Here is a 12,633-nt window from a genome sequence, read left to right on the forward strand (position 1 = left end):
GTTAGTTAAAGATTCTCTTCTTTTTTATCGAGACTTCTAAATTTTAAAAAAGAATAGATTAATGGTACAAATGCAATAACAAAAACAATAGTTAAAAAGAATGTAGAAAAAGTAGCGCTTTCAAAAATCAAACTTCCTAAAATTATAATCAGACCTCCAATAAACCAAAGTTTACCAGCAAATGCATGAGTTTTTTTCCATACTCCTTCATGTTGCAAAGTCCACGGTGTTCTGATTCCGATAAAATAATTAGGCTGTATTACTTTAAAATAATTGCCCAAAACCACAAATAAAGCACCAATTAAAGCAAAAATAAAACTAGGACTAGAAGTACTTTGACTTTTTGTGCTGTAGATAATAAACAAAGCTAAAATTGACATAAAAAGAACCAAAACAAATTTGAGCTGGTACAATTTCCCTCCCATTAAAGACATTCTTTTCTTAGGATCAATCTTAGTAATCGTCGACATAATGACATAAGTCAAAACAGGAAGAATAAAAAGCATTCCAATCAAAGTAAATTTACTTCCCCATCCGTCAATTTCCCCTTTAATGTTCCAATGAATAGGAACTATTTCAGGTAGTTTGTTCCAAACTGTTGCCAAATAAATAAAAGGAATCGAAACAATTCCAATTATAGGGAGTTCTTTTCTTAATTCTAAATTCATATTATTATTGTTTAAAGGTTAGTATCCATTGTAAAACATCTTCCATTATGGTGGTATTGATGGAATAAATGATGAATTGTCCGTTTTTTTCAGATGTAATTAAATCGGCTCGTTTTAAAATATCCAAATGATGTGAAATACTCGGTTTAGAAATATTAAAAGCGTCTGCAATCTCTCCTGCAGATAAATCCTTCTCCTTTAAAAGATCCAGAATCTCTCTTCTAGTGGCATCATTTAATGCTTTAAAAATATCATTCATTACATTTATATATTTAGACAAATATCTAAATACTTTTCTAACAAACAAAAAAAAGCAGTAATTTTTTACATTACTGCTTTTGAAATATTTAAAATCTATAATCTAAAACTTATGTTCGTCTTTACTAATGACCAAAAATGAAACTAAAGATATAAGTGCAGCGGTTACCAAATAGAAACCTACATAACTCACATCATAGGTCTTAGCCAACCAAATTGCTATCATTGGTGCAAAGGCAGCACCTAAAATTCCCGCCATATTAAAAGTCAAAGAGGCTCCAGAATAACGAACATTTGTTGGGAATAATTCAGACAGAAAAGTTCCCAAAGGTCCGTAAGTAAAACCCATTAATGACATTCCGATGCAGGCAAAAATAGTAACCAAAACGATATTTCCAGAGCTTAAAAAGTAAGAAAAGAAAAATCCGAAAACGGCAATAGCCGCAGTTGCGACGATAAGCATTTTGCGGCGACCAATTTTGTCAGCCACAACCGCAGAAACCGGAATAAAAAGCGCAAAAAACAATACTGAGAATAATTGAATCAATAATCCGTCTCTTTTTACAATTCCTAAATCTGAAGTAGCCCAGCTAAGTGTAAATACGGTCATTAAATAGAAAACCAAAAATGTTGTTATTGCCGCGAATGTTCCAAAAATCAACTGATTTTTGTATGATTTTACTAATTCCAGAAAAGGAACTTTTACCTCTTCTTCCTCTTTTTTGGCATTTTCAAACGAAGGCGTTTCTGTAATTTTAGTCCTAATATAAAAACCAACTATCACTAAAAATGCACTGGCAATAAAAGGAATTCTCCAACCATAATTCATAAAATCTTCATTACTCATAGAATCTGTCAATAACAAGAAAGTTCCACCAGAAAGCAATAATCCTATTGGAGCGCCTAATTGTGGAAACATTCCGTACCAAGCACGTTTATTTGGTGGTGCATTTTCTATCGCCAATAAAACAGCACCTCCCCATTCGCCTCCTAAACCAACACCTTGTCCGAATCGGCAAAGCATTAATAATAACGGAGCAGCTACACCAATACTCGCATAGCTTGGCAAAAATCCTATTGTTACTGTAGAAATTCCCATTGTCAATAAAGCTGCAACAAGGGTAAACTTACGTCCGATCTTATCACCATAATGGCCAAAAAATGCCGAACCTAAAGGGCGCGACAAAAAGGCAATAGAAAAAGTGGCTAAAGATTCCAGAGTCGCCATTGTTGAATCTGAACTAGGAAAAAATAATTGAGGAAAGACCAACACTGCTGCATTGGCATAAATATAAAAATCAAAAAATTCAATTGTGGTACCAATAAGGCTTCCAAAAAGAACATGTTTTAGAGAGTTCTTTTTATTCTCGTTAGTTTTCATGTAAAATAGATATAACTTTTTTTTGATTACAAAAATATAGTTTCATTATTAATAATTCATATTTCAAAGAATTAGTTTTAAAACATCATACGTTTTTTAACAAATATGATGTTTTTTCCATTTTAAAAACACGAATTTTATTTCAATTTAAAAACTTGATTTAAGGTACTTTAAAACAAAAATTAAAAATCAAATCTTAAGCATTCGTTAAAAGCGTTTTTACCTGTATATTTTCATTAAATTTACAGCTGTCAAAAATAAATTTAAAATTATGCCAACCGACTGTATCAGCTTTCAATCTTCTGGATATTTCTCTAAATTAATGCAAGATTACTTAGATCAGAAACCAGAGTTAAAACCGCTGTACAACCATTTTCCAAGCCTAGAAAATTTTGGAAAACAAATAGCTGAAAAATCAGCCAATTTTGATCATAACAATAGAACTGCATTGGTTGAAACACTGGAAAAACAATATCAAAATATTGAAATTTCGGAATCCACTCAACATAATATTGCGCTTTTAAAACTCGAAAATACATTTACCATTACAACTGGACATCAGTTAAATCTATTTAGCGGACCGTTATATTTTTTATATAAAATCATCTCTACGATTAATTTAACTAAAGAATTAAAATCGAAATATCCTTCATACAATTTTGTTCCAGTTTATTGGATGGCGACTGAAGATCACGATTTTGAAGAAATTAATTATTTTAATTTTAAAGGAAAAAAAATCCGTTGGAATGCAGAAAGTACCGGTCCCGTTGGAAGGCTTTCAACTGAAGGCTTAGAAAATTTGTTTGAAATTTACTCTCAAGAATTAGGTTCAAGCACCAATGCAAACGCACTTAAGAAGCTTTTTGAAAATGCGTATTTAAAACACGAAAATCTAGCCGATGCAACTCGCTTTTTGGCCAATGCGCTTTTTTCAAGCTATGGCTTAGTAATTATAGATGCAGACGACACCAATTTAAAACGTGCTTTTATTCCGTTTGTAAAAGAAGAATTAGAAAATCAGACTTCATTTAAAGCCGTTCAAAAATCAATTGAAGCACTTTCTGCCTATACTGTTCAAGTAAATCCTCGTGAAATAAATTTATTTTACATTGAAGATAAACTGCGAGAAAGAATCATTTTTGAAAATGATAAATACCTGGTTAACAACACTAGAATTTCATTTTCGAAAGAAGAAATTCTAAAACTATTAGAAAGCAATCCTGAAAAATTCAGTCCCAATGTAATTATGCGTCCGCTATATCAGGAAATTATTCTTCCTAATCTTTGCTACATTGGCGGAGGCGGGGAAATTGCTTATTGGTTAGAATTAAAAGCTTTCTTTGAGGCAGCAAACATTACTTTCCCAATATTATTAGTTCGAAATTCAGTTCTTTTAGCAACCGAAAAACAAGTTAAAAAAGCCGATAATTTAAATTTAACTTGGAAAGATTTATTCAGTAAATCAGAGAATTTAGTCAATGAAATTACGCATAAACTTTCTCCATTTCCAATAGATTTAACTCCTCAAAAAGAAGCGCTTGAAAAACAGTTTGCTTATCTTTTTGAATTGGCCGAAAAGACCGACAAATCTTTTTCTGGAGCAGTTAAAGCTCAAGAAGTAAAACAAAAGAAAGGTATAGAAAATTTAGAAAAACGTTTGTTAAAAGCACAAAAAAGAAAACTAGCCGACCAATTGGAGCGTGTAACCGATTTGCAATGCGAATTATTTCCAAACAATAGCCTTCAAGAACGCCAAGCCAATTTTTCTGAATTTTATTTAGAAAAAGGAGAACAATTGATTCCGCTTATAATTCAGAAATTAAAACCTTTAGAACATAATTTTGACATCATAATAATCTAAAATAATTATCTTTAGAAATTAAAAAGTACAGATTTAGGAACAAATAACCAGCACATTTTCTAAATCTTTACTCTCTCAAACCAAATAGAATTATATTTTATAACCTATTAACTAACTAACCTAATGGTAAGAGAACGATTAATTTCGCTTGATGTCTTTCGCGGACTGACAATTCTATTAATGACTATTGTAAACAATCCTGGTGATTGGGGAAATGTTTACCCTCCGCTTTTACACGCGCACTGGAATGGCTGTACACCAACCGATCTTGTATTCCCGTTTTTTATTTTTATAATGGGAGTTGCTGTACCGCTTGCAATGCCAGAGAAAGCATATGACGAAACAACATTTAACAAAATCCTGATTCGTTCTTTAAGAATGTTCTGTTTAGGGATTTTCTTTAATTTCTTCGGAAAAATTCAGCTTTTTGGATTGGATGGAATTCCGCTTCTAATTGGAAGATTGGTCATTACTTTTGCAGTTGGTTATGCTTTGATGGGAAGTTTTAGCACGCGTCTAAAAAACATTTTTGCATTTGGCATATTGGCTATTTATCTCATTTTAGCCTACGGCGGATTTGAAAATTATCAAGATGTTCGACTTCCTGGAGTTTTACAGCGTATTGCAGTAGTCTATTTTGTCGTTTCGCTTTTATATTTAAAGACATCTCGAAAAACTCAAATTATTACGGGAGCAATTTTACTTCTAGGATATTGGGCGGTTATGACCTTAATTCCTGTTCCGGGTTTTGGAGAAGCAAATTTAGAAAGAGGCACTAATTTAGCCGCTTGGGTTGACAGCATTTTCTTGAAAGGACATATGTACCATGAAACCAATACTTGGGATCCAGAAGGAATCTTAAGCACTTTGCCATCAATTGTAAACGGCATTATTGGTTTATTCATCGGACAAATTCTATTGCTTAATGTAACTAAAATCCAAAAAGCCCAAAGAATGGGAATGATCGGCACTGCGTTAATTTTTTTCGGTTTAATCTGGGATTTAGTTTTTCCAATAAACAAATCAATCTGGACAAGCAGTTACGTTTTATATACAACAGGATTGGCAACAATTTGTCTTACAGCACTATATTATATAATTGACATAAAAGAATTCAAAAAAGGCTTTAAACTATTTGTTATTTGGGGAGTAAACCCAATGATTGTTTTCTTTGCCTCACAGATTATTCCTCAAGCTTTGGTACTCATTCGTTTTCAACATCCATCGCTTGCTGGCGAACAAATTAACCTCTTAGATTATCTATATCGTTTCGGAATTGCACCATTTTTCAGCAATCCTATGACTGCTTCTTTGGCAGGCGCATTAACATACGTTGCAATCTGGACATTTATTTTGTGGGTATTCTACAGAAACAAATTAATCTTTAAAGTCTAATTTTTACACGATATATAGACAGAAACACAATTGTAGAGACGCACAGCAGTGCGTCTTTTTTCATTAAATATTTACTTTGTGCTAAATGCACTGCAGTGCATCTCTACATAATGACTCAAAAAAAACCTATTCTTGGTTAAAACATTATTCTACTATGTTTTAATTACGAATTAATTAAAATCAATTCATAAAAAAAGTATACTTTTGCACAAAATTTAATAAAATATAAAATGGCAACAAATAGAACTTTTACAATGATTAAACCAGATGCTGTTGCAAACGGACACATCGGGAATATCTTAGCAATGATTACTAATGGTGGTTTCAAAATCGTTTCATTAAAATTAACTCAATTAACTGTAGCAGATGCAAAAGCATTTTACGCAGTTCACGCAGAAAGACCTTTCTACGGAGAATTAGTTGAATTCATGTCTCGTGACCAATTGTTGCTGCTATTTTAGAGAAAGATAACGCAGTAGAAGATTTCAGAACTTTAATTGGAGCTACAAATCCAGCTGAAGCTGCTGAAGGGACTATTCGTAAAGCATACGCTACTTCAATTGGAGAAAATGCAGTTCACGGATCTGACAGCGACGAAAACGCTGCTATCGAAAGCGCATTCCACTTTGCAGGAAGAGAGCAATTCTAATAAGAATTACAAATCAAACAAAAAAACCCGCTTCCAAATTGAAGCGGGTTTTTTATTCTTATTACGAACTGATCATAGAGTATTAGCAGTCTTTTTTACCATTTTCTCGATTCTTCCATCCAAATCTTTCAAAAGCTCATCTAATGCACTCTCACACATTGGTAATACTTTATCAAAAGATAAAACAGGAATACCTCCTACAATTGTTCCAGTTTTCTTAGATGTTGCTCCTTCATTGAAAGCAAATAATTTTTTTCCATTTTTGTCATACAAAGCAATTCTTGCATAAGCTTTCATTTTAATAGTTCCTGTTCCACCCACAGCAAATCCTTTTACTACAGCAAAATGAATTTCAGTAAACAAAACACCATCAGCATTATCTTTAAACATAGTCGCTGTTGCTACTTCGTTTGCAGAACCATTTATTCCTTCATAAATATATTTGTATCCAGGATAGTTGATAATATATTTTCCAGCATCTCCTTCTTTATCAAAATGAGGAACGTAATCAATATATTCTTGTTTTTGAGTTACCTCCGTCTCAGGAATTAAATCAAATGGGAATTTTTTAGAATAATCATTGAAAAATGCATTATGATACTTCTCCAAAATTGGCAATAAATTAAAATTCGGATTACTTCCTAAATCTGTCACTGCAGCCAGACCATTTAAACCAAGCTCAGAAAGATCTATTGTTTTATCTGTATAAAAAGAGACAACAGCAACTTTTTTCTTTTGTGCAGAGCTAGTAAAAGCAAATAATACGGTTAAAATAAGTAAAATTTTTTTCATTGTTTTTTTAATTGTTTTTGGGTTACTAAAAGATGCTACTTACAAAAAATAACGCTCAAATGTATCGCAAAAAAAAAACACTTCACAATAGAAGTGTTAATTATTTTTAAAGTTAATCTTATTAAAAAAAACCTAATGAAATCAGCGTAAAACCACATCCTTCACTACCTCACGTCCCAATTCTTCATTAATCATTTTAACAATTTTATATTTTCCATGAGTTAATTCTTCGCGCAGAACAGACGAACCTAATTCTACATAAAGTGTACTGCCTTTCAGTACAACATTTCGAGTATAAGTATTGACCCCGCTCCCCATAAGATTTTTCCAAGCGTCACGAACATCAATTTGATCCATACCTGGCTGTAATTTATTCACTTGAATAATTTGCTGTAATACAGCACTAATAGTACTTTCGTTATTTAGTCTTTTCGCCATCGTTTAATAAATTTACTGGTTCAGCTTTTTTATAATGATATTCAATTTTTTGTGGATTTTTAACCACTAATTTGTCATCGGAGAGCGAAATAATTTCCTCACTCCATTTTGCATAATCCGTTTTATAATCTAAGAAAACTTGTTCTCCAGTAAAACGAACCGAAACATTCTCAAAAGTGTCTGTTGTCAAAAATGTACCATCAAATTGTGGCATCACTTTCGTTCGAACTCCTTTATTGTTTTTAATTTGAAAAAAATCAAAAGTCTCGTTCATTTTATATTCCTTCTCCTCGCCTTTCTCAAAAACCACTTTTTCAATTTCCCAATAACCATTTAATTTGGCGAGGTCTGCAGGTTTTATTTCCTGTTTACAGCTCACAAATAAAAGTGAACAAAACAAAACTATAAAAGTGTTTTTCATAAATAAAAATATTAAAATTTATTCTTTTTTAATCTGAATGAAGTCGAAGAATTAGAAGCTATTTCCTGCTGTCCGCTGTATCTTTTGCGCCGAACCCCGGCACAAAAGGATGCCGCTCCCATCAGGGCTAGGGCTCCCGTTTTCAAAAGAGAATTTCTCAGACTACAAAGATAACCTTATAATCATCAAAAGAAATAAAAATCGAAAACACATTCAACTATTTTTCAAAACAGGCATTACCAATAAAAAAGAGTCTTTAAATAGAAACGCCTAAACGAATCCTATTTAAAGACTCAATAAATTTTCAATTATATTTATCGATTAGAACGTATTCTTTTAAGAACTCCCAAAAAGAATAAAACAATTCCTAGAACTAGTAAAATATAATATATCGAAAGATTTTTATCTTTTAAAACATTTGCCAAAACAAAAGATATTACACTAGCAAAATAAAAAGTTAAAGCTGATATATTTTTCATTGTAAATTATTTAAAGAAACTGTCAACGAATTCATATTTATTGAAGACTTGCAAATCTTCAATTCCTTCACCAACACCAATATATTTTACAGGAATTTGAAATTGATCTGAAATTCCAATTACCACTCCACCTTTTGCTGTTCCATCCAATTTTGTAACAGCCAATGAAGTAACCTCTGTAGCTGCCGTAAATTGTTTAGCTTGTTCAAAAGCATTTTGACCTGTAGAGCCATCCAAAACCAAAAGTACATCATGAGGTGCATCAGCAACCACTTTCTGCATTACACGTTTTACTTTTGTCAGCTCGTTCATTAAGTTGATTTTATTATGAAGACGTCCAGCTGTGTCGATAATTACAACATCAGCATTTTGAGCAACTGCAGATTGTAAAGTATCAAAAGCTACAGAAGCAGGATCGCTTCCCATTTGCTGTCTTACAATAGGCACATTTACACGATCTGCCCAAACTTGCAATTGATCGATCGCAGCAGCACGAAATGTATCTGCAGCACCTAAAACAACATTATGACCCGCTTTTTTAAATTGATAAGCCAATTTACCAATTGTTGTAGTTTTTCCAACTCCATTTACTCCAACAACCATTAAAACGTAAGGCTTTTTATCTTTCGGAATTTCAAATTCTGTTGCCTCACCTGTATTCGTTTCAGATAATAAAGCACCAATTTCATCACGAAGAATTTGATTCAATTCTTCTGTTCCTAGATATTTATCTTCAGCAACACGCTTTTCAATTCTTGTAATAATTTTCAAAGTAGTATCTACCCCAACATCAGAAGCTACAAGAACTTCCTCCAGATTATCTAAAACATCATCATCAACTTTAGATTTCCCTGCAACGGCTTTACTTAACTTCGAGAAAAAAGTAGTTTTCGTTTTTTCAAGACCTTTGTCTAAAGTCTCTTTTTTTTCGGTAGAGAATAATTTTTTAAAAAAACTCATTTTTTGTAGATTATTTAGATTTACTAGATTTCTTGATTTTCACGCAAGAAATCAAAATCTTTAAAGAAAGCGCAATTGTTTTCCCAAAAAAGGCCAATTGTTACGATTCTTTAAATTTTTAGACAAATATAGGTAATAAAAAAGCTACTTCCGAAAGAAAGTAGCTTTTCTATATAATGTAATTGTAATTATTTCTTTTTCAAGAACTCATCAACTTCTTCAGGAGCCATAATAGATTCTACGAATGTATATGCACCAGTTTTAGGAGATTTTACCATTTTGATGGCTTTTGATAATCTCTTAGAAGATGTTTGTAACGATGCTACGGTTTTCTTTGCCATGATTCAAATGTTATTTGAAATTCATTAAATCTTCAAATGAAAAACCATTTGAGATTTAATCAAAATCTCTAATTATTACTTAATTTCTTTGTGAACAGTTACTCTTTTTAAAACTGGATTAAATTTTTTAATCTCTAATCTGTCTGGAGTATTTTTTTTGTTCTTAGTTGTAATATATCTAGAAGTTCCTGCAACACCAGAAGCTTTGTGTTCAGTACATTCTAAAATTACTTGGATTCTATTACCTTTCTTTGCCATCTTGCTATATATTTATTTAGGAAAAGATTATTTGATAAATCCTTCTGACTGTGCTTTTTTCAAAACAGCAGTGATTCCATTTTTATTAATTGTTTTTATCGTAGATGCTGCTACTCTAAGAGTAATCCATCTATCTTCTTCTGGAAGATAAAAACGCTTTTTAACTAAGTTTACAGAAAACTTTCTCTTAGTTTTGTTCATAGCGTGAGAAACGTTATTTCCTACCATCGCTCTTTTACCTGTAAGGTCACAAACTCTTGACATTATACTTATCTTTTATCGTTATTCAAAATCAGGGTGCAAAGAAAAGAAAAATAAACCATTGTAGCAAAAAATTATTGCACAAATTTTAAAATTTCTTTCTGTAATATTTCCAAACTCTTGACAGACGCCCTATCTATCACTTTTTCACGAGGTTGTCCGAAGTTAAATTCCTCGACAATTACCCCGTCTGGCGTTGCTAAAGCAATAAAAACAGTGCCTATTTCAACATCAGAATCGCCTTTTGATGGGCCTGCATTACCCGTCGTTGCTAACGCATAGTCGGTTTTCAGCAAATCTTTAGCACTCAAAGCCATAGCCGATGCAACCTCAGCACTAACTACCGAAAATTGATCAATTAAATTTTTCGGTATTCCCAAAACATTTATTTTGACTTCTGTGGCATAAGAAACAATACTTCCTTTAAAATAGCTTGACGAACCTGGAACAGATGACAATAATGATGCAATTCTCCCACCTGTGCAACTTTCTACTGTTGAGATGGTTTTATTTTGCTTCAAAAGCAGCTTACCAATTACTGTTTCAATTGTTTCATTCTCTTCGTAACCTACAATTATATCGTGAATGATGGCATCCAAGGACTGAACGTTGCTTTCTATAGCTTCTTCTAATTCCTCTTTATTAGTCCCACGAGCAGTTAAACGCAGACGAACTCGCCCTGGATTGGGCAAATAAGCCAGTTTTATAAATTCAGGAAGGTTGTTTTCCCATTGCTCAATACGTTCTGCAACTAAACTTTCTCCTTGCCCATACGTCAAAATGGTTTTATGAATAATGTAAGGACGTTTATATTCGCGGACAATTTTCGGGATTATTTCTTCTTCTACCAAATATTTCATTTCGTACGGAACTCCCGGAAGCGAAATAAATACGGTATTTTCTTTCTTCATCCACATTCCTGGCGCAGTTCCAACTTTATTATGCAAAACAGTACAGGTTGACGGAACAAGAGCTTGATCTTTGTTCAATTGAGAAATGGGTCTTTTATAAAACCCTTCAATTAATTCCGTCACATGCGCCAAAACTTTTTGATCTACAATTAATTCATCATCAAAGTATTCACAGAAAGTTTTCCTTGTTACATCATCTTTGGTTGGCCTAATCCGCCTGTCACAATCACAACATCTACTTTGTTTTGTAGTTGCGCAAAAGTGCCTAAAATATGTTTTTTGTCATCGCTTATTGACAGCATTTCTGCCACCTCAACTCCAATTCTATCGAGTGATTTGGCAATAAAAGCCGAATTTGTATCTACGATTTGACCAATTAAGATTTCATCTCCAATAGTAATAATTGCTGCTTTCATAATCAGTGAAATATTTGTGTCGCTTAAATAAATAAGCTAAAATTTATAAGTAGAAAATTAAATTTTGTCTAGGAGGAAGGTATTAACGGCTTTTACAAACTATAAGCCCGTTTACAAAATTTAAAAAATATTTTGACTTATTCCTTTTATAAAAACAGGAATAAGTCAAATTTTATATTAAAGATCAAAATCTTTTTTAATTTCTTTAATCGCTTCTTTTACTTGTACTTTAATACTTTTAAAAGTTTCGATAATATCTTTTTTCTTGCCTTCAGCTTTTGTCCAAGCTTCTACCTGCAAAATTTCTTCAAAAGCCACATTTAACCCCATCAAATCAAGTGTAGGCTTTATTTTATGAGCATAGGAATAGGCGTATTTATGATCCTTCTTTTTTATTCCTTCTTTAATTTGTTTTAAATCTTCTGGAACTTCTGTAACAAATAAGGTTAAAATTTGATTTACAAATTCAGGGTCATTATCTGAAAGCGCATAAACTTTCGAAAGGTTGTACTTTAAAGCCATTATTTTACTTGTATTCTGAATAATTTTTTATCTTCTAAAAAGCCTTCTAAAACATCATTTGGTTTTACAGCCGCAACACCTGCAGGCGTTCCTGTAAAAATAATATCTCCAATTTTTAAGGTAAAAAACTGAGACACGTGAGAAATCAATTCATCGATCTTCCAAAGCATCATACTTGAGTTTCCTTTTTGAACTGTTTCCGAATTGCTTCTTAATTCAAAATTAAGATTTTCCATAGAAACAAAATCAGTTTTTGGCAAAAAATCTCCAATAACTGCAGAACCGTCAAAGGCCTTGGCTTTTTCCCACGGAAGTCCTTTTTCTTTCAATTTACTTTGCAGATCTCGCGCTGTAAAATCTATTCCCACACTTATTTCATCATAATATTTATGAGCAAATTTTGGCTCAATATATTTCCCGACCTTATTAATCTTTACGATTATTTCGACTTCATGATGAACATCTTCAGAAAACTCTGGAATAACAAAAGGATGCTGTTTCAACAAAACCGCTGAATCTGGCTTCATAAAAACAACCGGCTCGCTTGGGCGTTCGTTTTTCAACTCTTCTATATGATTGGCATAATTCCTGCCGACACAGATAATTTTCATTCTTTTTTAAG

15 protein-coding genes and 2 pseudogenes are annotated in these 12,633 nt (G+C 32.4%); 3 read left to right on the top strand and 14 right to left on the bottom strand.

The window, feature by feature from the left end; genetic code table 11:
- Positions 1-5 precede the first annotated feature (5 nt).
- From ACPWTF_RS06930 to ACPWTF_RS06940, 3 genes are all read right to left on the bottom strand, one after another.
- The gene (locus tag ACPWTF_RS06930) at positions 6-668 is read right to left on the bottom strand and encodes an SdpI family protein (protein WP_427874940.1); all 663 of its coding nucleotides are present in this window, start codon (positions 666-668) and stop codon (positions 6-8) included.
- Between the two features lie 4 nt (positions 669-672).
- The gene (locus ACPWTF_RS06935; RefSeq protein ID WP_250837105.1) at positions 673-927 is read right to left on the bottom strand and encodes an autorepressor SdpR family transcription factor; all 255 of its coding nucleotides are present in this window, start codon (positions 925-927) and stop codon (positions 673-675) included.
- 102 nt (positions 928-1,029) lie between these two features.
- The gene (locus ACPWTF_RS06940; protein ID WP_095931052.1) at positions 1,030-2,307 is read right to left on the bottom strand and encodes an MFS transporter; all 1,278 of its coding nucleotides are present in this window, start codon (positions 2,305-2,307) and stop codon (positions 1,030-1,032) included.
- A gap of 271 nt (positions 2,308-2,578) precedes the next feature.
- On the opposite strand from ACPWTF_RS06940, the gene bshC reads away from it, so the two are divergent.
- The 3 genes and pseudogenes from bshC (at position 2,579) to ACPWTF_RS06955 (ending at position 6,212) form a co-directional block, all read left to right on the top strand.
- Complete coding sequence (gene bshC, locus ACPWTF_RS06945) at positions 2,579-4,168, top strand: bacillithiol biosynthesis cysteine-adding enzyme BshC (RefSeq protein ID WP_427874941.1); 1,590 nt, start codon at positions 2,579-2,581, stop codon at positions 4,166-4,168.
- Positions 4,169-4,291: 123 nt separating this feature from the next.
- Positions 4,292-5,563: an acyltransferase family protein gene (locus ACPWTF_RS06950; RefSeq protein ID WP_427874942.1), complete on the top strand. Its 1,272-nt coding sequence runs from the start codon at positions 4,292-4,294 to the stop codon at positions 5,561-5,563.
- A 230-nt stretch (positions 5,564-5,793) separates the two neighbouring features.
- Positions 5,794-6,212, top strand: a pseudogene (locus tag ACPWTF_RS06955) (nucleoside-diphosphate kinase).
- A 72-nt stretch (positions 6,213-6,284) separates the two neighbouring features.
- Here the strand turns inward: ACPWTF_RS06955 and ACPWTF_RS06960 are convergent.
- The 11 genes and pseudogenes from ACPWTF_RS06960 to ACPWTF_RS07010 form a co-directional block, all read right to left on the bottom strand.
- Positions 6,285-7,004, bottom strand: coding sequence for a hypothetical protein (locus ACPWTF_RS06960; RefSeq protein WP_427874943.1), 720 nt, complete (start codon positions 7,002-7,004; stop codon positions 6,285-6,287).
- A 141-nt stretch (positions 7,005-7,145) separates the two neighbouring features.
- Positions 7,146-7,442 (bottom strand): DUF721 domain-containing protein, encoded by a 297-nt coding sequence (locus ACPWTF_RS06965; protein ID WP_095931056.1) that lies wholly within the window; start codon positions 7,440-7,442, stop codon positions 7,146-7,148.
- Positions 7,423-7,863 (bottom strand): lipocalin family protein, encoded by a 441-nt coding sequence (locus tag ACPWTF_RS06970; protein WP_427874944.1) that lies wholly within the window; start codon positions 7,861-7,863, stop codon positions 7,423-7,425. The genes ACPWTF_RS06965 and ACPWTF_RS06970 overlap by 20 nt, the downstream gene beginning before the upstream one ends.
- 314 nt (positions 7,864-8,177) lie before the next feature.
- Entirely contained in the window at positions 8,178-8,342 is a 165-nt protein-coding gene (locus ACPWTF_RS06975) for a hypothetical protein (RefSeq protein ID WP_427874945.1), read from the bottom strand.
- 6 nt (positions 8,343-8,348) lie between these two features.
- A complete protein-coding gene (gene ftsY, locus ACPWTF_RS06980; RefSeq protein WP_095931059.1) occupies positions 8,349-9,302 on the bottom strand; it encodes a signal recognition particle-docking protein FtsY in 954 nt (317 codons plus the stop codon).
- A 188-nt stretch (positions 9,303-9,490) separates the two neighbouring features.
- On the bottom strand, positions 9,491-9,643 hold the full coding sequence (locus ACPWTF_RS06985) for a DUF4295 domain-containing protein (protein WP_008468081.1): 153 nt from the start codon (positions 9,641-9,643) through the stop codon (positions 9,491-9,493).
- 75 nt (positions 9,644-9,718) lie between these two features.
- Positions 9,719-9,901 (bottom strand): 50S ribosomal protein L33, encoded by a 183-nt coding sequence (gene rpmG / locus ACPWTF_RS06990; protein WP_011963553.1) that lies wholly within the window; start codon positions 9,899-9,901, stop codon positions 9,719-9,721.
- A gap of 27 nt (positions 9,902-9,928) precedes the next feature.
- On the bottom strand, positions 9,929-10,165 hold the full coding sequence (rpmB, locus tag ACPWTF_RS06995) for a 50S ribosomal protein L28 (RefSeq protein WP_008468080.1): 237 nt from the start codon (positions 10,163-10,165) through the stop codon (positions 9,929-9,931).
- Positions 10,166-10,236: 71 nt separating this feature from the next.
- Positions 10,237-11,489, bottom strand: a pseudogene (locus ACPWTF_RS07000) (CinA family nicotinamide mononucleotide deamidase-related protein).
- 177 nt (positions 11,490-11,666) lie between these two features.
- Positions 11,667-12,011 (bottom strand): Hpt domain-containing protein, encoded by a 345-nt coding sequence (locus ACPWTF_RS07005; protein WP_008468078.1) that lies wholly within the window; start codon positions 12,009-12,011, stop codon positions 11,667-11,669.
- Positions 12,011-12,622, bottom strand: coding sequence for a fumarylacetoacetate hydrolase family protein (locus ACPWTF_RS07010; RefSeq protein ID WP_111289096.1), 612 nt, complete (start codon positions 12,620-12,622; stop codon positions 12,011-12,013). The genes ACPWTF_RS07005 and ACPWTF_RS07010 overlap by 1 nt, the downstream gene beginning before the upstream one ends.
- Positions 12,623-12,633: the final 11 nt, after the last annotated feature.

The sequence above is a fragment of the Flavobacterium sp. MMS24-S5 genome (assembly GCF_050320125.1).
GTDB lineage: Bacteria > Bacteroidota > Bacteroidia > Flavobacteriales > Flavobacteriaceae > Flavobacterium > Flavobacterium tyrosinilyticum.